General features: G+C 40.8%; 18 protein-coding genes. 12 read left to right on the top strand and 6 right to left on the bottom strand.

Features of this window, described 5'->3' with window-relative positions:
* Window positions 1-36: 36 nt before the first annotated feature.
* The 5 genes from priA to H5117_RS14385 all read left to right on the top strand — a co-directional run bounded on the left by priA (window position 37) and on the right by H5117_RS14385 (window position 5,146).
* Complete coding sequence (priA, locus tag H5117_RS14405) at window positions 37-2,223, top strand: primosomal protein N' (RefSeq protein WP_154903921.1); 2,187 nt, start codon at window positions 37-39, stop codon at window positions 2,221-2,223.
* Window positions 2,224-2,243: 20 nt separating this feature from the next.
* A complete protein-coding gene (locus H5117_RS14400) occupies window positions 2,244-2,771 on the top strand; it encodes an SPOR domain-containing protein (RefSeq protein ID WP_024596311.1) in 528 nt (175 codons plus the stop codon).
* 79 nt (window positions 2,772-2,850) lie between these two features.
* Window positions 2,851-3,369, top strand: coding sequence for an ATP-dependent protease subunit HslV (gene hslV / locus H5117_RS14395; protein ID WP_002958366.1), 519 nt, complete (start codon window positions 2,851-2,853; stop codon window positions 3,367-3,369).
* A gap of 11 nt (window positions 3,370-3,380) precedes the next feature.
* Entirely contained in the window at window positions 3,381-4,709 is a 1,329-nt protein-coding gene (hslU, locus tag H5117_RS14390; RefSeq protein ID WP_024596310.1) for an HslU--HslV peptidase ATPase subunit, read from the top strand.
* A 62-nt stretch (window positions 4,710-4,771) separates the two neighbouring features.
* Window positions 4,772-5,146, top strand: coding sequence for a gamma-butyrobetaine hydroxylase-like domain-containing protein (locus H5117_RS14385; RefSeq protein ID WP_002958364.1), 375 nt, complete (start codon window positions 4,772-4,774; stop codon window positions 5,144-5,146).
* 29 nt (window positions 5,147-5,175) lie between these two features.
* Here the strand turns inward: H5117_RS14385 and H5117_RS14380 are convergent, their stop codons facing one another.
* The 3 genes from H5117_RS14380 to H5117_RS14370 all read right to left on the bottom strand — a co-directional run bounded on the left by H5117_RS14380 (window position 5,176) and on the right by H5117_RS14370 (window position 8,732).
* Window positions 5,176-7,056 (bottom strand): methyl-accepting chemotaxis protein, encoded by a 1,881-nt coding sequence (locus tag H5117_RS14380; protein ID WP_182738457.1) that lies wholly within the window; start codon window positions 7,054-7,056, stop codon window positions 5,176-5,178.
* A 108-nt stretch (window positions 7,057-7,164) separates the two neighbouring features.
* Complete coding sequence (locus H5117_RS14375; RefSeq protein ID WP_024596308.1) at window positions 7,165-8,196, bottom strand: MJ1255/VC2487 family glycosyltransferase; 1,032 nt, start codon at window positions 8,194-8,196, stop codon at window positions 7,165-7,167.
* Complete coding sequence (locus tag H5117_RS14370; protein WP_024596307.1) at window positions 8,193-8,732, bottom strand: phosphatase PAP2 family protein; 540 nt, start codon at window positions 8,730-8,732, stop codon at window positions 8,193-8,195. The genes H5117_RS14375 and H5117_RS14370 overlap by 4 nt, the downstream gene beginning before the upstream one ends.
* 201 nt (window positions 8,733-8,933) lie before the next feature.
* On the opposite strand from H5117_RS14370, the gene rraA reads away from it, so the two are divergent.
* Together rraA and H5117_RS14360 are read left to right on the top strand one after the other, a co-directional pair.
* Entirely contained in the window at window positions 8,934-9,431 is a 498-nt protein-coding gene (gene rraA / locus H5117_RS14365; RefSeq protein ID WP_002959955.1) for a ribonuclease E activity regulator RraA, read from the top strand.
* A 1-nt stretch (window position 9,432) separates the two neighbouring features.
* Window positions 9,433-10,482, top strand: coding sequence for a formimidoylglutamase (locus H5117_RS14360; protein WP_165723716.1), 1,050 nt, complete (start codon window positions 9,433-9,435; stop codon window positions 10,480-10,482).
* Here H5117_RS14360 and H5117_RS14355 read toward each other — a convergent pair.
* Together H5117_RS14355 and hutI are read right to left on the bottom strand one after the other, a co-directional pair.
* On the bottom strand, window positions 10,479-12,143 hold the full coding sequence (locus H5117_RS14355; RefSeq protein WP_182682819.1) for an EAL domain-containing protein: 1,665 nt from the start codon (window positions 12,141-12,143) through the stop codon (window positions 10,479-10,481). The genes H5117_RS14360 and H5117_RS14355 overlap by 4 nt on opposite strands.
* A 120-nt stretch (window positions 12,144-12,263) precedes the next feature.
* Window positions 12,264-13,511, bottom strand: a complete 1,248-nt coding sequence (gene hutI, locus H5117_RS14350; protein WP_182696196.1) for an imidazolonepropionase — start codon at window positions 13,509-13,511, stop codon at window positions 12,264-12,266.
* 119 nt (window positions 13,512-13,630) lie between these two features.
* Between hutI and hutC the strand changes: the two genes are divergently transcribed.
* The 3 genes from hutC to hutH all read left to right on the top strand — a co-directional run bounded on the left by hutC (window position 13,631) and on the right by hutH (window position 17,616).
* Window positions 13,631-14,338 (top strand): histidine utilization repressor, encoded by a 708-nt coding sequence (gene hutC / locus H5117_RS14345; RefSeq protein WP_024596303.1) that lies wholly within the window; start codon window positions 13,631-13,633, stop codon window positions 14,336-14,338.
* A 66-nt stretch (window positions 14,339-14,404) separates the two neighbouring features.
* Window positions 14,405-16,078 (top strand): urocanate hydratase, encoded by a 1,674-nt coding sequence (gene hutU / locus H5117_RS14340; RefSeq protein ID WP_182738455.1) that lies wholly within the window; start codon window positions 14,405-14,407, stop codon window positions 16,076-16,078.
* A 2-nt stretch (window positions 16,079-16,080) separates the two neighbouring features.
* The gene (gene hutH, locus H5117_RS14335; protein WP_182738453.1) at window positions 16,081-17,616 is read left to right on the top strand and encodes a histidine ammonia-lyase; all 1,536 of its coding nucleotides are present in this window, start codon (window positions 16,081-16,083) and stop codon (window positions 17,614-17,616) included.
* On the opposite strand, the gene H5117_RS14330 is transcribed toward hutH, so the two are convergent.
* Window positions 17,613-18,383: an NADP-binding protein gene (locus H5117_RS14330; protein ID WP_182738451.1), complete on the bottom strand. Its 771-nt coding sequence runs from the start codon at window positions 18,381-18,383 to the stop codon at window positions 17,613-17,615. The two genes, hutH and H5117_RS14330, sit on opposite strands and share 4 nt — an antisense overlap.
* Window positions 18,384-18,499: 116 nt before the next feature.
* Between H5117_RS14330 and H5117_RS14325 the strand changes: the two genes are divergently transcribed.
* Both H5117_RS14325 and secA read left to right on the top strand, forming a co-directional pair.
* Window positions 18,500-20,527 (top strand): methyl-accepting chemotaxis protein, encoded by a 2,028-nt coding sequence (locus tag H5117_RS14325; protein WP_182738449.1) that lies wholly within the window; start codon window positions 18,500-18,502, stop codon window positions 20,525-20,527.
* A 371-nt stretch (window positions 20,528-20,898) separates the two neighbouring features.
* Entirely contained in the window at window positions 20,899-23,607 is a 2,709-nt protein-coding gene (gene secA, locus H5117_RS14320) for a preprotein translocase subunit SecA (protein ID WP_182738447.1), read from the top strand.
* Window positions 23,608-23,641 lie beyond the last annotated feature (34 nt).

Below are 23,641 nucleotides of genomic sequence, written 5' to 3'. Positions count from 1 at the left end.
GTACATTACAGCATTAATTTTACGGGTTGAGTTGTTATGAGTTTTGTTGAAGTTGCTATTAAAGTCCCGCTTCCACGCACCTTTGATTATAAAATAGAAGAACAGCTCAGTGGCTTATCAACCCCAATACTTCCGGGCATGCGGGTTTTAGTGCCTTTTGGTAATCAAAAAAAAGTGGCTGTTGTTCTGGGCATTAAAAACAGTACCGACGTCCCTTTAAATAAAATTAAGAATATTATAGAGGTAATAGACGACACCCCTATTTTAAGTGCCCAACATTTAGAACTCCTTAGCTTTACTGCCCGCTATTATTGCTACCCCTTAGGCGAAACTATTCATATAGCGCTACCGAGTGTACTTCGCCAAGGTGAATCGCCAGATAAAACCAGTATTAATATGGTTGCCCTGACAGAAAAAGGTGCAAAAGTACCGTCATTAAAAGCTAAAACACAGCTCAATTTATTAAAGCAGTTATCGCAATCGGGGAAATCATCGTTAACCGAATTAAAAGCTCTTGGCTTTAGTAAAAAAACAATCGATAGCCTAATAGATAAAGAACTCATAACACAAACTATTGAGCACGATAACCAATGGCAAAGTGTTGCTCCAACTGTCGGTAGTAAACCAGTACTTAATAAAGAACAAGCGGTTGCCTGTACGGCAATAAATCAAAGTAGTGGATTTAGCAGCTTTTTATTAGAAGGCGTAACTGGCAGTGGTAAAACAGAAGTGTATTTACAGTGCCTAGAAGAAGTACTCAAACGTGGCGAGCAAGCATTAGTATTAGTGCCAGAAATAGGCTTAACGCCACAAACTGTAAACCGTTTTCGTCGCCGCTTTCCTGATACACCCATTATGCTTTGGCATTCAGCCCTTACCGACAACGAGCGATTGCAAACATGGCGTTTTTGCGAAAAAGGCAGTTGTGCAATAGTTATAGGCACACGTTCGAGTATTTTTCTGCCATTTTTAAAACTCGGTATGATAGTTGTCGATGAAGAGCACGATTCATCATTTAAGCAACAAGATACCCTTCGTTACCATGCTCGTGATTTAGCTGCATACAGAGCTTTTCAGCATAAAATACCACTTATATTAGGCAGTGCTACACCCGCACTTGAAACACTTCACAAAGCAATTAATAACAAATATCAGCTACTAAGTTTAACCGAGCGCGCGCAAACTGCGACAGATAACCAATTTAAGTTACTCGATATGAAAGGCCAACCCGACCAAGCAGGTATTGCACATGCAAGCCTTGCAACTATGCGCCAACACTTAAATCGCGGTAAACAGGTTATGGTTTTTTTGAATCGTCGAGGTTTTTCACCCACTCTTATTTGCCATGAATGTGGCTGGCTAAGTGAATGTAAACGCTGCAGTACCAGCGCCACATTTCATAAAGCGATTGGGCAAATGATTTGTCATCACTGTGGCGATCAATACCCTGTTCCTCACCAATGTCCTGATTGTGGAAGTACGCAAATATTTCCAAATGGCAAAGGTACAGAGCAAATTGAAGAGTTTTTATCGACCGAGTTTCCAGATACACCCGTTACTCGCATAGACCGCGATTCAACTCGCCGTAAAGGCAGCCTTGAAAAAGCACTAGATGAAATAAACCTAGGCGGTGCACGCATTTTAGTAGGCACACAAATGCTTGCCAAAGGCCATCACTTTGCAGATGTAAGCCTTGTTATAATTTTAGACGTAGATAGCGGTTTATACTCATGCGACTTTAGGGCAACAGAGCATTTAGCACAGTTAGTTACTCAAGTCGCGGGGCGAGCTGGGCGTTCAGGGGAGCCTGGCCAAGTATTATTACAAACACACTTTCCAGAACACCCACTTTTACAAGACTTAGTTAATAATGGTTACCAAGACTTTGCTCGCTTTGCACTGAGTGAACGCGATGATGCAGACTTACCACCCATTACAAATATGGCTATTGTCCGTGCACAAGGACACAGCATTAAGCTAGTCGTCGATTTTTTGACGGATTTGGTTCCTGTGAATGGGGTATCTGGTATACAATTGCTCGGCCCGATCCCTGCTCCACTTGAAAAAGTCGCAGGTATGTATCGTTTTCAATTACATATTCAAGCGCAAGATCGTCGCATATTACATCAGTACCTTGCGCAAATGGTTGATTATTTAAGTTCAAGTAAACTTGCACAAAAAGTACGCTGGAGCTTAGACGTAGACCCTATAGACATGATTTAGGTTAAGGCCAAAATAACACCATGGCACAGCACGATTATATTAACAAAAAGCCTGCAGGCAGAAACAGTAAAAAAAACGCACCCGCTAAAAAACCATTTCCTATTCTTTTAGCTGTCATAGCCATCTTACTCGTCGGTGGTTTTGCTTATACATTATGGTTTATAAAAAGTAATGCAGATCCAAAACTTGTCGAAAAACAAGCAAACCCCACTGCGCCCGCAAAAGTAGAAGTGGTTATTCCACGCACACCAGAGTTTATTAAAGAAATTAGAAACCACGAGATTCAAGTTGAAGTGAAAGAACTTGAGCAAAAAGGTCCTTACGTTATGCAGTGTGGTTCGTTTAAAACCCACGCACAAGCGGAATCGCTAAAAGCTAAAATAGCATTTGCAGGCCTCATTTCTGAAATAAAACAGGCTGAAGGCAGCAATGGTACTTGGTATAAAGTGCGCTTAGGCCCATATAAAACCAAACGCCAAGCCGAAAGTGATAAAAACAAACTTAAACGTGTAAAAATAGTCGGCTGCGGAATTTGGGGCTGGACTTGAAAATAAACCATTCACCCATATAACCTCTTCATAATCGTTTTTTACGAGTTGCCTCTGCAGCTCGATGATGAGGAATAACATGACTACTATCGTAAGTGTACGCCGTGGCGACAAGGTTGTAATTGGCGGCGATGGCCAAGTGTCTCTTGGTAATACAGTAATGAAGGGCAACGCCCGTAAAGTTCGACGTCTTTATAATGGCAAAGTAATCGCTGGTTTTGCCGGCGGTACTGCTGATGCCTTCACTCTTTTCGAACGCTTTGAAAGCAAATTAGAAATGCACCAAGGAAACCTGACTAAAGCCGCAGTAGAAATGGCTAAAGATTGGCGCAGCGACCGTGCACTTCGAAAACTCGAAGCGCTGCTCGCTGTTGCAGACGAAACAGCCTCTTTAATTATTACCGGTAATGGCGATGTGGTTCAACCTGAAAACGACCTAATTGCAATTGGCAGTGGTGGTAACTTTGCACAATCAGCGGCAACCGCCCTTTTAGAAAATACAGATTTAAGCGCTCGTGAAATAGTAGAGAAAAGCTTAACTATTGCAGGCAACATCTGCGTATTTACTAATAACTTCCAAACAATCGAAGAATTATAATAGGAACTATCATGTCTGATATGACCCCAAGAGAAATTGTTCACGAGCTAGATCAGCACATTATAGGTCAGGCTAAAGCAAAAAAAGCAGTGGCTATCGCACTTCGTAACCGCTGGCGCCGCATGCAACTCAAAGAAGATTTACGCAGCGAAGTAACACCAAAAAACATTTTAATGATTGGTCCAACCGGTGTAGGTAAAACAGAAATTGCACGCCGATTAGCAAAACTTGCTAACGCACCCTTTATTAAAGTAGAAGCGACTAAGTTCACTGAAGTTGGCTATGTTGGTAAAGAAGTTGAGACTATCATCCGCGATTTAGTCGATGTATCAATTAAAATGACTCGCGAACAGCAGACTAAGAAATTTAAACATCGCGCCGAAGAAGCAGCAGAAGAGCGCATTTTAGATGCCCTTTTACCACCAGCGAAAGATCAATACGGCGAAACGCAGCGTGATGATAACTCATCAACTCGCCAAACGTTCCGTAAAAAGCTACGTGAAGGTCAGCTAGATGATAAAGAAATTGAAATCGATTTAGCACAAGCACAACCAAACGTAGAAATTATGGCGCCTCCTGGTATGGAAGATATGACCAACCAGCTACAAAGCATGTTTCAAAACATGGGCGGCGATAAGCGCACTAAGCGTAAACTAAAAATCAAAGAAGCCTTCAAACTATTAACGGAAGAAGAAGCCGCTAAATTAGTAAATCCTGAAGAGCTAAAAGAGCAAGCTATTTTTGCAGTAGAGCAAAACGGTATTGTGTTTATTGATGAAATAGACAAAATTTGTAAGCGCGGCGATTCTTCAGGTCCAGATGTGAGCCGAGAAGGTGTTCAGCGCGACTTACTACCGCTAATTGAAGGTTCAACTGTAAATACTAAGCACGGAATGGTTAAAACTGACCATATGCTGTTTATTGCCTCTGGTGCGTTTCAGATGGCAAAGCCATCAGATATGATCCCAGAGCTACAGGGCCGCTTACCGATTCGAGTAGAACTTGAAGCACTTACTGCAGATGACTTTAAACGCATCCTTACAGAGCCTCATGCATCGCTTACCGAGCAACAACGAGAGCTGCTTAAAACTGAGCAGGTATCGATTGAGTTTAGCGACGATGCAATTGAACGTATTGCCAAAGCAGCTTGGCAAGTTAACGAGAAAACCGAAAACATCGGTGCTCGTCGCTTACACACTGTAATGGAAAGATTGATGGAAGAAATTTCATACGACGCTTCTGAAAAAGCAGGCTCGTCATTAGTAATCGACGCCGCTTATGTTGAGAAACACTTAGGTGCACTTGTTGAAGATGAAGACTTAAGCCGCTTTATTCTATAAAACGAATATAAACGTTATACTAAAAGCCTCCAGATTGGGGGCTTTTTAATGGGATATATTAAATGAAACACGTAACAAAAGTGCATTACCACAGTGTAAGTAAAAATCTAGATGTTTACTTTGATGATGACAGTAAAGCTGTATTTAGCTGTGAGTTTTTACGTGTACACTCCCCTTCAGCTGAAGTGCAGGGCCATGGCTCTGGCCCAATGAAGCTAGTACTTAATAAGCAAGCTGTAGGAATAAAAAGTATTGTACCTGTTGGGCATTACGCACTTCGTTTAGATTTTGACGATGGCCATAACAGCGGACTATTTAGCTGGCGCTACTTTGAAAAACTACAACAGCAACAAGATACATTGTGGAGTGAATATTTAGCGCGGGTAACTGAACACGAAAAAAGTAAGGATAGCGTGCCTATAAAATTTGTTCCTTAAACTTTGTAGGCCCGTTCTATTAAGCGTTATTAAACATTAAATTTATCAATTGCAGTGAACAGAACGCGAGCCTGCTCAGAGACTTCTTCACTTGTTTGCGCATTGTTAGCAGCGTGTTCAGTTGCGTCTTGTGCAATATCGCGAATTCTTACTACATTTTTATTAACCTCTGACGCCACTTGGCTTTGCTCATCAATAGCAACCGCTATTTGAGAGCTCATTTCCATTATTGTTTGTACATCTTCAGTAATTGCGCCTAATAGCTCACCTGCTTTAATTGCTTGCGAGGCACTTTCATCACCTTGAGAGCGACATTTGTGCATAATACTCACCACTTCTTGAGTACGCTGCTGTAAGGTACTTATAATACCTTCAATCTCACTTGTAGACTCTTGAGTACGCTTTGCTAATGAACGAACCTCATCTGCAACAACAGCAAAACCACGACCATACTCACCAGCACGGGCCGCTTCTATTGCCGCATTAAGTGCAAGTAAATTTGTTTGATCTGCAATCCCTCGAATTACATCAAGCACTGAACCAATTGTTTCACCATCTTTTTCAAGTTGCGACACTACATTTGATGCATTCCCCAGCGAATCAGATAGGGCCCTAATGTGCTTAACGGTAGAATCTACTTCACTACGCCCTTGTTGTGCACTTAAATTTGTTGACTCTGCTTTTTTCGCAGCCGCCTCAGTATTATGTGAAATATCCTGAATCGTCGCCTGCATTTCGGTGGCTGCAGTTGCAACCATGTCGGCTTCATGTAGTTGCTCTTGCATACCAGAGCTTGTTGCTGCGGTACTTTGTGATAAATGCTCTGTTGCTACATTAAGCGTGTTTAAAGCACCATTAACTTCGTTAATTAAGTTCTTAAAATCGCCTATTAAGCTATTAAAGTCGACCGTCATGGTGGTAATTTCGTCTTTACCAGTTTGCTCTATCATCACGCTCAAATCATTATTACGGCGAATATCGTTAATGGTGTGATAAACCCGCTCAATAGGTACGATAATGGAGTGGCTTGTAAAATAAACGAGTGCTAATACAATCACACCTGCAATCAAAAATACCAAAATAGCTAAAAATTGAGCCTGCTCTACACTTTGCTCTACTTGTAACTTAGTGTCTTTAACGATTTTAGAAACAATGGCGTCGCTTTTATCTACACTGTCACGCATTACTCCAAGTGCGCCTGACTCAAGATCTAGCCCTAGCTTAGTTTGCGCCTGCACAAGTGTTTGAAATTCGCTTTGGTATATATCAATCAAAGGATTAATTTGTGCTTTATAGTCGCTTGGCAGCTGTGCTGCAGCTATCTGCTGCTTAAATGTATTAATTCCCTCATTAAAACGCCCTAGGTACTTAATATCAAATCTCAGCATGAAATCTTTTTCTGAGCGTCTTAGTTGCAGCATTGACGACAGCAGTTGGTAATTTTGCTGCTCTTTTAATAGTTGCTCAACTTCATGAACCGAGCTTCTAAGCTTGCCATATAACCCGTCGGTCGGGGTTAAACCAATCTCTTTTTGAAGCTTAACAACAGTTTCAAAATCATTATTATAGCTATTTATTAGTTGCTCAAAGCGCTGGACCTGCTCCTGTGCAATACCTTGGTTAGCCATTAACTGTTGTAACTTTTTTACTTTATCACTTAACTGCTCAAAATCCGTTTCAAATGCAGTTAACGCATCTTCTTGTTTATAAAACAAAAAGTTTTTTTCATGTTTACGCAATGCTAATGCATGTACGTTGAGCTCTTCTGCTAATTGAATAGTCTTGTTTAAGCTCAAGGTTGTACGTGATTCAAAAATAATCACGCATAAAAGGACCACCATTGCTAAACCAACAACGACTGCGTTTAGTTGTAAACGTCGTTTAATTGTTAAGTTTTGTAAAAAATTCATCGCTAACGCCTTTTTTGAATATGCATTTTTATTATAGCTAATAGATCACAAGCGACTAATTAATTTAACTTTTATTATTGGTAATTCTAAACAGTTTAAATGTGATGGCTATAAGGCGACACTATCCCACAAACCTTTATGTAACGATTGTGTGTTATTCCATTGTTGTTTAACCAACCAATCAATTAAAGGCGCGGGATCGCTGGGGTAATTTATTTGCTTGTTTTGCGGCGCGCTATTCCAATCATCAAGGGCTTGAGGGTTTAAATAGTTCATAACATGCGCCATGCCCATGGAAAATAAAGTTTGTGCATTTGCTGCTTGCTCAAACTGACCATCTAAAGGCTTTAATAGTAACTTTTTACCTAACTTAAGCGCTTCACTGGCAAGCTCAAATCCCGCGTTACCAACAACACCACTTGTGTTTGCTAAGTCGTTTAAAAAGCCAGAACGTGAAGGGGCTCGTAAATGTATATGTCCAAAAGACTGATTGCTGGCATTTGGGTGATAGCAATAAAATTCTTTTTCGGGAAAGTCTTTTAAATAATCAACAACGCTATCTAAGTTTTCGAAAGGTAAATATACCAATACCTTGTTCATTACTGCTACAGGGTTGTCGTGATTATGATGAGCAATAAAAGGCGGTATTATATTATTTGCAAATGGTTGCCAGTGCACGCCTAAGTAGGTAGTCGCTGGTGCATAATGCTTGATAAGTGATTTTCTCAGGACGCCACGACCAAACATAGGTACGTTATCTGACAAAAATGCTGCTTGGTGACTAATGCCAATAACGGGTATACCTGCCCGTTTTGCAGCCCATGCTGTAACAGGCTCAAAGTCGTTAAGTACAAAATCGTACTGTTTTATCTCAAGCGATTTTATATCACTCACCAACTTACAAATTCGCATGTTTTTAAGTGTTTTTAAATTTTTAACTTGCCCATTTTCAGTGCTAAACGACAAACCACGATACGCTTTATAATCTGAGAATTCGTGCATATCAAAGTAATCTTTATTTGCGCGCCCTGAAAACACATAATCAACATCAATACCGAGCTTATTAAAGCAGCTTGCCATAACCCGAGCGCGCGTTATATGACCATTACCGGTACCTTGTACTCCATACAATATTTTCATGCAGGCACCACGAGTGCTAACGCAAATAAACCACAAAAACTACCAATCGTTGCGCCTATTATAATATCAGCAGGAAAGTGCACACCCAATACCACACGAGACATAGCAACGCCGGTAGCCCAACTAAATAGTAGTAATGCATATTCTGGGAAAAAATGGCTTAATATAATTGCCACTAAAAAGGCTGCAGCACTGTGACCCGATGGTAAACTAAATTTATCGCTTGGTACTATATAGGCATTTGTTACTAAGCAGTCGCATGGACGGATCCGAGCAAATCTATTTTTAGCTAGTAGGTAAATAGGTCTTTCTATAGCAAAACCAATTAATATAGTGACAGGCAATAATTGGTGCTGTTCATTATTACTAAGCCACCACACTGCTAAGCATATTAATATATAAAGCCCACCATCACCGCTTTTAGACAAACCAAAGGCCATTGTTTTAAACCACCTCGGTGAATTGCAATTAAACAAAGTTAAAAATAATTGCTCATCTATCTGAGTTACCTTTTTAAGCATATTATTATTCATCACCATCCCTCATCGCATAACATATGAACACCGATTTAGCTTATGTGTTGTAAATAACAATTGAGTGACGCTTTTAATACACTATTATTGCGATTAATGATTTAGCGCTTGTTTTGCCTAAATTTACTGCGATTAAGTCGTTGTTATTGCTTATAAGGAGGGTATACTGAGATATAAATTAATGTACCTTTTGAGGATAAAATAATGGATTACAGCACTTCTGATTTATGCGACCACTTTGCTGACGTGGTTGACGTGCTAGAGCCTATGTTCATCAACTTTGGTGGTCGACACAGTTTTGGTGGCCGCATTAAAACGGTTAAATGTTTTGAAAATAATGAACTCATCCGCGAATTACTTTCTCAAGATGGTACAGACCTAGTACTTCTTATTGATGGTGGCGGCTCAACTCGTCGCGCACTAATCGACATTGAACTGGCTGAGCTAGCACTTGAAAACAACTGGAATGGTATTGTTGTTTACGGCGCAGTACGCCACGTTGATGAGCTTGAAGAGCTTGATTTAGGCATTCAAGCAATTGCTTCAATCCCTGTTGCAGCCGACAGCGAAGGTGCTGGTGAAGACGCTATAGGCGTTAACTTTGCTGGGGTATCATTTTTTGATGACGACTTTATTTATGCTGATAGCACAGGCATTGTTTTATCTGCAGAAGAATTAGAGTTGGAAGTTGTAGAAGTATAACGTGACTTCCCATTTAAAAGTATATGATGAAAGCGCGGTTAGAACACTTTGCTCTACCCGCGCAAATGAGAAAAAAGCATGGCAATCAATGGCCTTGCTCGACACCCAAGTAAACCTGCAACAAGCACTTGTTGACGCTGCTCAATTTGGTATCCGCTATGTACTTCTGGGTATTTGCGAAGATATCGGCCCAAAAGCAAACTTAGGAAATGGCGGTGCAAACGAAGCATGGCCGGCTTTTTTAAAACGCTTTTTAAACCAACCTCACAATCAATTTATTGCCACTCAAAAAGTGCTTTTATTGGGTGAAGTTAATACTGATGATTTAATGGCGCAAAGCAACCAGCTTAATAATCAGCAAGGCCAGCAGTTAACCCAATTACGAGATTTATGCCAACAGCTTGATGAACGCGTAGAGTCGGTATTGAGCCTTATTTTTAAAGCGGGGCTTGAGCCAATCGTTATTGGCGGAGGTCATAACAATTGCTTGGGAATTATCCGTGCCCTGAGTAAGTCAAAAAATACACCTATTAATGCTATCAACTTTGACCCCCATGCCGACTTTAGAGAATGTGAAGGTCGCCATAGCGGCAATGGCTTTCGCTACGCTTATAACGAGCAACATCTAAGTAATTACCACGTTATTGGCTTACATGAGATAAAAAACAATCAAGCAATTATAGATGCAATGAGTGAAGCTAACTTTACGTTTGATAGCTATCAATCAATACAAGTTAAGCGAAAAACTACACTCACGCAGGCAATTGAAAACGCATTAAGTAATTTTAACGATTTACCACTGGGTATTGAAGTTGATTTAGATAGTATTACTTACATGCCGGTGAGTGCGTACACATGTTGCGGATTTAGTGTGAATGACACTGAGCACTTTGTGCATTTAGCAGCAAACCATCGCGACTCTAAGTACTTACATTTATGTGAAGCAGCGCCTAGCCAGCACCCTAACGGAGTTGAGGCCGGTGCTGCCCATGTAGGACAAGTGATCAGTGCACTTGTGAATAGCTATCTACAAGCCAAAGAAAACACTTAGCGCTGTTGAACTAATCGCCACTCTTTTAGCCAGCTCATTAAACCAATACTACTTAGCGGGTGACCAAAGTAATAACCTTGGGCAGCATAACCTTTTAAGCTTTTTACAAACTTAAGTTGCTCAAGTGTTTCTACCCCTTCAAAAATCACTTTTGTTTTTTGTTGGTTATGCATTTCAACCATTCCGCTAACTAAACTGCGTATATTGTTTTGATTACTAAAGTCAGCAGTGAGTGAAGGTGAAACCTTAATATACTCTACCGCTAAGCTTGGTAACTTAGAAAGCAGTACCGGGTTATCACCAAGTCCATCAACACATACTTTTAAGCCTATGTTATTAAGCCTTGCGATCATGCCTCTGCCTTTATCATCTAGTCCCGCAAAAATATGCAAAGGGCATTCAACAATTAAATCGCCAGCTTCCAAGTGATGCTCACTTAAAACAACATCAACAAATTCAATAAACTCTTCGTTAAGCATTTCAGGACCAAATACGTTAATGCTAAGCGGTATAGAAATACCTTCTATTCTAAGCGCCATTGCAAGCTCAGCAGCTCTCTCTATTACAAATTTAGCGAGTGGATAACCAAGCCCTGCAATTCTAATGTCGTCGATAAACCTGTTAGCGGATAAAATCCCTTGCTTAGGGTGCTGCCAACGCAGTAGTAATTCTAAAAACTCAATTTGACCGTTTTCGTTACAAATAATAGGCTGAAAATAAAGCTCTAACTCGCTCGAAAAATCAATATTTGCTAATTCCTTTAGTCGCGCTTGTTGCTCTCGCAATTCAATCATCATTTGTTGATGATAAGGAACAACCTTGCGATCTGGGTGGCTATCGAGTGCTAGGTATGCGTACGATATTAAATTATCAAAGTTGTTATCTTGCTCATTACAATCAACATAACTCGCTCTCGCTTTTACTTCTACAGTGCAGTTAGCAACATTAAATGGCTTAAGCGTTGCACCCAGTATTTGGTCAATAACTAATTCATGTAAGTGTTTTTGATTCGCGAAACTACAAATAAATGCAAAGTTAAGACCCCCTAAGTGGGCTAGCTTTTCTTGTCCAGTTAAAGTCACTATTTCGTCACTTGAAAGTAGCTCTTTTATTCGATTAGCCGATTGCGCTAACAGTATATCGCCAAAGTCGCGTCCAATATGCTGGTTAACTTGCTCAAAGCCTTCAAGGCGAATAACGATTAACGCTGCGCTTATTTGTTTGTTGTCGCACCATGTATAGTAACCTTGGCGTAACTGTTTTCTATCTGCAAAAACTGAAAGCGGAGACTCTTCAACAAATGCATCACCTTCAGGTTCTGGCTCTATAACGACTTCTATTTCAGCACTTTCATCATTTAAAAAACCTACAATAGCTAATAATAATATTGCTAACACAACCCAAAATAGCGGAACTTCCAATAATAAATGAGCTGAAAATAGAACAACAAATAAAAGACCAGCCATTGAGCTGGTAATTATCATGCTCCAATTATTTCGCTCAAATGCTTGCCATAAGTGAAAACAAAACCCAAAGGCTAGTAGAATAGCAAGCCAAGCCGCACCGCTGCTTAAAATAGCTAAACCAACAGCAGCTGTGCATAAATAACTAAATTTAATACTGGTATTTTTAACAGCAAATAAAGTGGCGATCATCGCCATTAATAGTGCACCACTAAAAAATATTGGGAAATTACTGTCGGTTAGTATGTTCAAATTAACGGCATCCGTATTCGCTAAAAAAGTTTAAACCAAGTTATATGTGGGTAAAAATAATACAAACTAATTAATTCTACCCAAAATCCATAAATTTAACAGTTTATTTACGCCAAATTGGTAACTTAATTGTGATGGATGACTTATTTGCCAATGCGCAATATCAGCTCTTGCGCCAACCTTTAAAATACCACGGTCGTCTAAACCTAGTGCTTTAGCTGCATTTCGAGTAACACCAGCTAATGCTTGCTCAGGTGTTAATCTAAACAATGTGCATGCCATGTTCATCATCAAGTGCACTGAGCATAGTGGTGAAGTACCTGGGTTAAAATCACTCGCAATAGCTATCGGTACTTTATATTGATTAAGTAATTCAATAGGTGGGAATTTAGTTTCTCTTAAAAAATAAAATGCACCTGGCAATAATACCGCTACCGTCCCAGCGTCTGCCATGGCTTTTACACCCTCTTCATCTAGATGCTCAATATGATCCGCCGAAAGGCCATTAAACTGCGCCACCAGCTTAGCACCCTGTTGATTAGATAGCTGCTCAGCATGGCATTTTACTGGGAGGTTATGCTTTTTAGCCGCCTGGAAAACACGTTTGGTTTGCGAATAACTAAACCCAACATTTTCACAAAATACATCGACTGCATCAGCAAGATTATTAGCCACTACCTGATCAAGCATGTCAGTACACACTAAATCAATATATTCATCAGCACGGCCTTTGTATTCAGGCGGTAGAGCATGCGCCCCTAAAAAAGTAGTTTTAATATCAATAGGGTGATGTTGACCTAATAAACGAGCGACTTCTAATATTTTTATCTCATTTTCAGTATCTAGCCCATAACCAGACTTTATTTCAACGGTGGTTACACCTTCTTTTAATAACGTATTTAAGCGATCTTTTGCATCAACAAACAATTGTTCACGGTCGGCTGCTCTTGTGGCTTTAACCGTGCTTGCTATGCCACCGCCTTGTGCTGCGATTTGCTCATAGCTTACGCCTTGCAAACGCTGTTCAAACTCTTGCGATCTTGAACCTGCAAATACTAAGTGAGTATGGCAATCTACTAAGCCCGGCGTTAACCACTGTCCTTTTACACTCAATGTCGGCGTTGCAAACACATCAAAACTAGGCAATGTTGATTGCTCTCCAATCCACGCAATTTTACCATTTTTAATGGCTATAGCAGCATTTTCGATTGCGCCATAAGGGGCATTTATATTGCTATCCATAGTGGCAATATTGGCATCAGTTAAAAGTAAGTCGATTTCTTCTAACTCATAATTTTGTGTTGTGCTTTGCATTTTTTAGCCCTTTTTACGCCCAGAGTGATGAAAATATAGTCTAACAACCCATCTTGTATATACAAGATAATTGTGTCATCTTATTTATATAGTTTATTTTTAATGTAACCATAAATTTAATGACGACACCTAAATTTGCGCAAATAAAACAATTCATTGTTGATAAAATTCGCAGCGGTACGTGGCAAGAAAACCAACGTGTTCCCTCTGAAAACGAACTAAGTAGTCAATTTAGTGTAAGCAGGATGACAGCCCGCAGAGCACTAAGCGAATTAACCGAGGCAGGTATTTTAACCCGCAGCCAAGGGCTTGGTACATTTGTAGCTACATTTAAATCGCAGTCATCGTTACTTGAAATAAAAAATATTGCTGATGAAGTAAAAGAGCGTAACGGCAACTACACCTGTAGTGTACTCATACTCGAATCAATAAATGCAGTAGCACCTATTGCCATTGCACTTGGTGTTGAGGTTGACAGTGTTGTATATCGAAGTGTACTTGTGCATAACGAAAATGACAGCCCTTTGCAGCTAGAAGAGCGTTTTGTAAATCCTGCCCTTGCGACTGGCTACTTACAACAAGACTTCAGCACGCTTACGCCGCATGAATATCTATCTAGTGTTGCCCCACTTACCCAAGCAAGGCATACAGTAGAGGCCATTATGCCAAACAGCGAAATGTGCCAATGGTTAAATTTATATAATGAAGAGCCATGCTTACAAGTGATCCGACGCACCTGGTCTGTTAAAGGCATTGTAAGCTTTGCGCGCCTTGTATCACCTGGCAGTAAATATCGCTTAGGCGGCCACTTAACATTTAAAAAATAACAAACAATAGCGCTTACTGCGCTTTTTTTATAACAAATCACCTTGTATATACAACAGGAGCAAAACATGAACAACCGACTCGACACAAGTCGCGTAATACGTGCACCTCATGGAGATAAAATAAGTGCTAAAAGCTGGCAAACAGAAGCTGCCAAGCGCATGCTAATGAATAATTTAGACCCTGAAGTTGCAGAGCATCCTCATGCACTTGTTGTATATGGTGGTATTGGCCGAGCAGCTCGTGATTGGCCAAGTTATGACAAAATTATAGAAACCCTCGATAGGCTCGAAAGCGACGAAACCCTGCTTGTACAATCAGGAAAACCCGTTGGTGTATTTAAAACCCACAGTAATGCACCTCGCGTGCTTATTGCTAACTCAAATCTTGTTCCACACTGGGCAAATTGGGAGCACTTTAACGAGCTCGATAAAAAAGGCTTGATGATGTACGGGCAAATGACGGCGGGTTCTTGGATCTATATTGGCTCGCAAGGCATAGTACAAGGAACTTACGAAACCTTTGTAGCTATGGCAAAGCAACATTTTGCAGGTAGCGCTAGTGGTAAATGGGTATTAACAGGTGGTCTTGGTGGTATGGGCGGTGCGCAACCACTTGCAGCTACAATGGCTGGGTTTAGTGCACTGGTTGTTGAATGTGATGAAAGCCGTATCGATTTTCGTATAAAAACAGGCTACGTTGATGTAAAAGCAACAAGTCTTGAACACGCACTGCAATTAGTAACCAATGCATGTGTAAAAGGTAAAGCCCTCTCAGTGGGTTTGCTTGGTAACGCTGCCGATGTATTTAGTACACTGGTTAAAACAGGCATTACCCCTGATGTAGTCACAGATCAAACATCTGCTCACGATCCATTAAATGGTTACTTACCACAAGGCTGGACAGTGGAGTACGCAGCAAAAATGCGTGAGCAAGATCCAAAAGCCGTAGTAAAAGCCGCTAAACAATCAATGGCAGTCCAAGTTAGAGCTATGCTGGCACTACAAAAAGCCGGTGCCGCCACTACTGATTACGGTAATAATATTCGTCAAATGGCGTTTGATGAGGGTGTTACCAACGCGTTTGATTTCCCTGGATTTGTGCCTGCCTATATTCGCCCTTTATTTTGTGAAGGTATTGGACCATTTAGATGGGTAGCATTATCAGGCGACCCTGAAGATATATATAAAACCGACGCTAAAGTAAAAGAGCTTATTCCTGATGATGCACATTTGCATAACTGGCTTGATATGGCGCGGGAACGCATACAATTCCAAGGTTTACCTGCACGTATTTGCTGGGTTGGCCTAAAAGATAGAGCGCGCCTTGCACTGGCCTTTAATGAAATGGTTAAAAATGGCGAACTTAAAGCCCCTATAGTTATTGGTCGTGACCACCTCGACTCTGGCTCAGTTGCAAGCCCTAACCGCGAAACAGAAAGCATGAAAGATGGCTCAGATGCAGTATCAGATTGGCCATTACTCAACGCACTGCTTAATACGGCAAGTGGCGCTACTTGGGTGTCGCTTCATCATGGTGGCGGTGTAGGAATGGGATTTAGTCAGCACTCTGGTGTAGTTATTGTTGCCGATGGTACTGATGAAGCTAAAGAGCGTATTGCTCGCGTACTGTGGAACGACCCTGCAACAGGTGTAATGCGCCATGCTGATGCCGGATACGACATAGCAAAAAACTGCGCTAAAGAACAAAATTTAGACCTACCTATGTTAAACGAGGAATGATCATGTTCGAACTTACTCTCACACCCGGATCACTTGATTTAAACACACTAAGAAAAATTAAGAATTCACCGGTAAAGTTAAGCCTTGCAAAGCATGCCGAGTCGCAAATAGCAGCCAGCGCGCAAACCGTTCAAAACGTTATTAATGAACACCGCACTGTATACGGAATTAACACCGGCTTTGGATTATTAGCCAATACCAAAATTGCCGACGACGAACTTGAATTATTACAGCGCTCCATTGTGCTTTCACACGCTGCGGGTATTGGCGAATACATGGATGACAGCACAGTAAGGTTAATGATCACCTTAAAAGTAAACTCGCTTTCACGTGGCTATTCGGGCATTCGCCTGCAAGTAATCCAATTTTTTATGCAGCTGCTTAGTAGCGAAGTATATCCATGCGTGCCTAAAAAAGGCTCCGTGGGGGCATCGGGAGATTTAGCCCCTCTTGCGCATATGTGTCTACCTTTATTAGCTGAAGGTCAAATGCGACATAAAGGAGAAATAATTAGCGCAGCACAAGGGTTAAAAATAGCGGGACTTGAACCCCTTACCCTTGCAGCCAAAGAAGGCTTAGCATTATTAAATGGCACACAAGCGTCGACTGCGTTTGCACTACAAGGCCTATTTAGAAGCGAGAACTTATATGCACAAAGCTGCGTTATCGGCTCGATAAGTATAGAAGCCGCAATGGGCAGTCGCGCGCCATTTGATGCACGTATTCATGAAATTCGCGGACAGCGCGGACAAATAGACACCGCTCAAGTATTTAGAGAGCTACTCGATACGCACTCTCAGATTAGTAACTCCCACGTCAATTGTGAAAAAGTACAAGATCCATACTGCCTTCGCTGCCAGCCTCAAGTGCTAGGTGCTTGCCTAACTCAGATACGCCAAGCTGCAGAAGTGTTACTATGCGAGTCAAACGGTGTAACCGATAATCCGCTAGTTTTTGCCGATGTAGGCGACATTATATCGGGAGGAAACTTTCATGCAGAGCCTGTTGCAATGGCCGCTGACAACTTAGCAATCGCAATTGCAGAAATTGGCGCATTAGCAGAAAGGCGAATTGCATTACTTATCGATTCAAACCTATCCAAATTACCGCCATTTTTAGTTGAAAACGGCGGGGTAAATTCTGGATTTATGATTGCCCAAGTTACCGCAGCAGCGCTTGCATCAGAAAACAAATCATTAGCGCATCCGGCTTCGGTTGATAGCTTGCCTACATCTGCAAATCAAGAAGATCATGTTTCTATGGCAACCTTTGCAGCAAGGCGCTTAGATGAAATGGCCAATAATACCCAAGGTGTTTTGGCAATAGAATGGTTAGCATCGGTTCAAGGGCTAGAATTTAGAAAGCCGCTTGAACCATCAGATAAAGTGCAAAGCGCTAAAGCATTGTTACGCGAGCATGTAAGTTATTATGATAAAGACCGCTACTTTGCTCCCGATATCGAAGCTGCTAATACATTACTAAGTGAAGGTAAGCTATGCGACTTTATAGAGAGCAGTCCCCTGCCTTCAGCATATTAAATACCGTGCTGATAGCTAAACCCTAAGGCTTCAATGGCTGAGCCTAATATTTTTCGCTCAGCCGAATCAGTTCCTGTAAACGTTGGCATTTCACCACCATGTTGCTGACACTTCATAGCGTAGTACTCAGCTTTTGTGGGGTGCGCAGGATTAACCACATTATAAATATTTTGCCCTACTTGCCAGTGCTCTATCACCGCAAAAATAGCATTAATTACATCTTGTTGATGCACCATATTTACCACTTGCTCACTTGATGTATTGAGCTCTTTACCTGCCACAAAACGCCCCGGTTCTCTATTAGGCCCTAGTAAGCCAGCTAAACGAAGTATTTTGCCATCTTGTTCGAGCACTTGCTCTTCAGCTTCGTAAAGCTTTATTTGGCGCTCGTTTGTGCATGAAATATCGCTACTTTCACTATATACACCAGGCTCTTGATCGTACACCCCGGTTGATGAGCACAATAAAAAGCCCTTTGCGTTTAGCTCCTTTGAAAGCTTAAGCGCTGCGGTGAGTGTTTCAGGATAATTACTTTCACTGTGCCTGCTACGTGGTGGAATAGCACATACCCAATAAGCACCTTGTAAATCAACTTGATGCCTTAATTGTCCATCTTCAAGTGTAAACTGACGCTCAAAGTCAAACTCGTGTATATCTGTTCTATGCGTTCCTTGTACTTGCCAGTCAGCTTTTTGTGCACTTAGGCATAAAGCATGTCCTAACCAGCCTGCACCTAATACTACTAATTTATTACTTTTCTTTGTCATTTTTGTATAAGCCTTTATTTTAAACGCATAATTAGTTCTTTCTATCTAACTTTATAGAGATTTTAAGTAAGATATGATTAGATATAATTTCATAAATAATAAAAATATGTGTACTCATGCTAAATAATTTATCATTACGGAAGAAAATATTATTATTGATTGGTGGAACAATTACCGTTTTACTAATTATCGCCTCAACATTTTTTGTTAAACACATTGCCAATCTCTCTAGAGAAAACATAGAAAACGAAGCACAAAGTTATCTACAGACCGAGCAACTTTCAATGCAAAGTTACTTCGCGATGTACGGTAAAATGGTATCAACCTTTGTTAATAACCCACATTTAATCAACTTTTTTGAAAATTGGGATACACGCGATCAAGCACTCGAAAGCGCGCCAGGTTACAGCGAAGTAAACCAAGACTTTGTGCGTTTAAGCTCAAATGACGAAAACATTTTATCGGCCTTTTTTGCCTCAGCAACCACCGGTGAATACTTTAAAGAAAACGAGCGTACAAGTCACTACAACGGCCAGCCTTATTACGCTTACAAGCGTGGGTGGTGGCAAGAAGCCATGCAAGTTAACAAGCTTTACGTAGGTCCAATCTCTGTTGATTTAACCACAGGCGTAGCATCCGCAGTAGTACAACAACCTGTTTATAACGCTCAGCGAAAACTCATTGGTATGGGCGGTGTTGATTTACAATTAAACAAAATTAACGACATGGTCGAAAATATTCGCTTTAACGGCCAAGGTTATGGATTTTTACTCGATGGCAATCAAAAAGTAGTACATTTTTCAAAGACCACTGGGCATAAACTTTCAATTACAGATGAAGGTGCAAATGGTAAAGAAGGGCTCGATGCGCTTGAGCAACAATTTACAAATACAACAGGCTTTAAAGAGTTAAATACACAAATGCGAAATAACCTTGAAGGCAGCCAAATGGTTACTTTTAAAGGTGAGCAGTTTTATGTGGTTTACCATCGTTTGCAGTTAGAGCAGCCTTATATAGATTGGTATGTAGGTCTACTTATCCCAACTACTATGATTGAAGAGCCCGTAAATGCTGCAGTAACCGCTACAACAACGGCGGTAATTATTATCTTAATCATTATATTAGCCATGATTTTATGGGCTACCCACATGATTTCAAAACCCATTACAACGCTTACGCACATTATGCGTGATATAGCATCGGGCGAAGGCGATCTTACTCAAAAAATTTATATTAATAGTCAAGATGAAGTGGGACAGCTGGCCAACCACATGAACACTTTTATTGATAAGTTGCACGCCATGATGCTTGATACCGCAGCGCAAGCAGAACAACTAAGTAATGCAGCGGCCCAGCTAAGAAGTGTTTCTGAGAAAACAAATTCTGAAATTCAGCAAGAGAAGCAGCAAGTTGATAGCGTGAGCGCAGCGGTAACTGAAATGGCGACTACTGTGCTTGAAATATCACGTAACGCACAACACACAAATAACGCAGCTGAAGAAGTACAAGCAATTACAGCTGAAGGAGCTAGCCGTTCTACACAGGCGCAAACAGTAATGACTGAACTGGCATTACATATTGGCGAAGCATCTAAAGTGGTTGCAGGTCTTGAGCAAGAAAGTAATAACATTGGTGCATTAGTCGATGTAATTAATTCCATTGCTGATCAAACCAACTTACTTGCACTTAATGCGGCTATAGAGGCTGCTCGTGCCGGTGAACATGGTAGAGGCTTTGCCGTTGTTGCTGATGAAGTTCGTTCACTTGCAAGTCGCACACAAGAATCAACAGACGATATTCGAAATATGATTTCGCGCTTGCAGCAAATAGCTCAACAAGCCTCAGTAATGATGCAACAAGGACAAGATCAAACCGAGGGCTCAGTGCTTCAAACTAAAGAAGTGCTTAGCTCACTTCACAATATTGCGCAGTCGGTTACTAAAGTACAAGACCAAAGTCATCAAATAGCCACATCTACCGAGGAGCAAACTGTTGTTGCTGAGGATATTAATACGAGCCTTTCGGCAATTAATAACTTAGTGAACAGTACCGCTGACCATGCGCACACCCTCGCTGACGAAGCTCGTGACTTAAGTGATTTAGCTGCGGCGCTTAACAAAACGGTTAATCAATTTAAATTATAAAACATGTATTTAATAGTTGTGTTTAAGCGTAAAACTTAAGCGCAACTATAACCCTTGTTTTTAATTTATTTAGCACCATATCTTTACAGTTCGCTGCTATTTTTACTGTAATTGAGTAATACAAAGTGATTTTTACGAACCAGATCAAATTTTTCGATTTTATACACCGATCTTTTTATTGAGATAGTTTGTTGTTTGGCAGAGTCTGGTATAGTAGCGCACGTAATAAACAGTGCTTTTTGAACGGTTTAATACAAAATTGCTAATTAATATGTTCTAAGTGTTACTTAAAAGCACATATTAATTACCAATTGTTAAAAATGGGTTAGCCGATACTCGGCTGACAAAGAATACATTGTAACGGTTTTATCATGATATCTAATTTATTTACCAAGCTTTTTGGTAGTCGCAATGACCGCACTATTAAAAACTTAAGAAAGACGGTCGCGCTAATCAATGCGCTAGAAACGCAACTTGAAGCGCTTTCTGATGAAGATTTAAGAGCTAAAACAGCTGAGTTTAGAGAACGTTACGATAACGGACAAAGCCTTGACGACATTCTACCAGAGGCTTTTGCTGTAGTACGTGAAGCGTCAAAGCGTGTAAATGGCATGCGTCATTTCGACGTGCAGTTATTAGGTGGTATGGTTTTACATCAAGGTCGCATTGCAGAAATGCGTACCGGTGAAGGTAAAACACTTACAGCTACTCTACCAGCTTATCTAAACGGCTTAACAGGCAAAGGTGTTCACGTAATTACCGTGAATGACTACCTTGCTAAACGTGATGCTGAAACCAACCGTGCGTTATTTGAATTTTTAGGCCTTACAGTAGGCTGTAACGTACCAGGTATGATGCCGCAGCAAAAGAAGCTCGCTTATACTGCTGACATTACATACGGTACTAATAACGAATTTGGTTTTGACTACCTTCGTGACAACATGGCTTTTAGCATTGATGAACGAGTTCAACGTCCATTATTTTATGCTGTAGTCGATGAAGTGGATTCAATCTTAATAGATGAAGCACGTACCCCGCTTATTATTTCAGGCCCAGCTGAGGATAGCTCTGAGCTATACACTGAAATAAACACCATCGTTCCTTTACTTGAGCTTCAAGAAAAAGAAGACGAAGAAGGCATTGAAGGTGACGGCGATTACACTATCGATGAAAAATCTAAGCAAGTTCATTTAACAGAACGTGGTCAAATTAAAGTAGAAGAGCTACTTACTGAGCGCGGCTTAATTGAAGAAGGCGATTCGCTTTATTCAGCAGCAAGCATTACGCTACTAAGCCATGTTTATGCCGCCCTTCGTGCTCATAAGCTATACCAAAAAGATGTTGATTACGTTGTAAAAGAAAACGAAGTAATTATTATCGATGAGCATACTGGTCGTTCAATGGAAGGTCGTCGTTGGTCAGAAGGTTTACACCAAGCTGTTGAAGCAAAAGAAGGTGTAAAAATTCAAAACGAGAACCAAACACTTGCCTCTATTACGTTCCAAAACTACTTCCGTTTATACGAAACGTTAGCAGGTATGACTGGTACAGCCGATACTGAAGCATTTGAGTTTCAGTCAATTTATGGCCTAGATACTGTTGTTATGCCAACTAATAAGCCGATGATTCGTGATGATCGCGCCGATTTAGTTTACCTAACGCAAGAAGAAAAATACGAAGCTATTTTAATTGATATTAAAGACTGCCAAGACCGTGGACAACCGGTGCTTGTTGGTACTATTTCAATTGAAAGCTCTGAGTATTTATCGCAGTTTTTACGCAAAGAAAAAATTAAGCACAACGTACTTAATGCTAAATTTCATGCGCAAGAAGCTGACATCGTTTCAGATGCTGGCCTACCAGGAACAGTAACAATTGCAACAAACATGGCCGGTCGTGGTACCGATATCGTGTTAGGTGGTAACTGGAACAGTGAAGTTGAAAAACTTGAGAACCCAACTGCTGAGCAAATTGCTGAAATTAAAGCAGCTTGGAAAATTCGCCATGATGCAGTAATTGATGCCGGCGGTTTACATATCATAGGTACTGAACGTCACGAATCTCGTCGTATAGACAACCAATTACGTGGTCGTTCTGGTCGTCAAGGTGATGCTGGTTCAAGCCGTTTTTACTTATCGATGGACGATGCGTTAATGCGTATATTTGCCGGTGAGCGCATGACGAACATGATGCGTAAATTAGGCATGCAACGCGGTGAAGCAATTGAACATCCATGGGTAAACCGTGCGATTGAAAATGCACAGCGTAAAGTAGAAGCACGTAACTTCGACGTTCGTAAGCAACTACTTGAGTACGATGATGTAGCAAACGATCAACGTCGTGTTGTTTACTCTCAGCGTAACGAACTACTTGAAGAAGGTGATATTTCAGAAACTATTACTGCAATTCGTGGTGACGTACTTAGCAATACAATTGATCAGTACATTGCACCGCAAAGCCTTGCTGAAATGTGGGACATTCCTGGCCTTGAAGAGCGTTTAAAACAAGACTTCTTAATTGAGTTACCTATTACTCAGTGGTTAGCAGATGACAATAAACTATACGAAGAAAAGCTTCGTGAGCGTATTGAGCAGGCGGTTGAGCATTCATACAAGCAAAAAGAAGAGCAAGTTGGCGATTCTGTTTTACGTCAATTCGAAAAAGCGATTATGCTACAGAGTCTTGATCAGCATTGGAAAGATCACCTTGCTGCAATGGATCATTTACGCCAAGGTATTCATTTACGTGGTTACGCGCAAAAGAATCCTAAGCAAGAGTACAAGCGTGAATCGTTTGAGCTGTTCTCCGAAATGCTTGAAAACTTGAAAGTAGATGTTGTAAGCATTCTAAGTAAAGTACAAGTACGCGCAGAAGAAGATGTTGAAAAAGTAGAAGAGCAACACCGTAAAAGTGAAAATGCTCCTCGCGAATACCAACATGAAGAAGCTGAGCACGTAGGTGGCGAAGCGCCAGAAACAGCGACAGTAATGGCTCGTACAGAACCAAAAGTAGGTCGTAATGACCCTTGTCCTTGTAAATCAGGTCAAAAATTCAAACAGTGTTGCGGTAAATTAAAATAACCCAATATTGTCAGTAGCTTATTAAAAAGCGGCG

Origin of the sequence: Pseudoalteromonas sp. SG45-1 (assembly GCF_014164135.1) — a bacterium.
Lineage (GTDB): Bacteria > Pseudomonadota > Gammaproteobacteria > Enterobacterales > Alteromonadaceae > Pseudoalteromonas > Pseudoalteromonas distincta.
The sequence above is the reverse complement of the archived record's forward strand: the minus strand, read 5'-3'. Positions and strand labels throughout refer to the sequence as shown.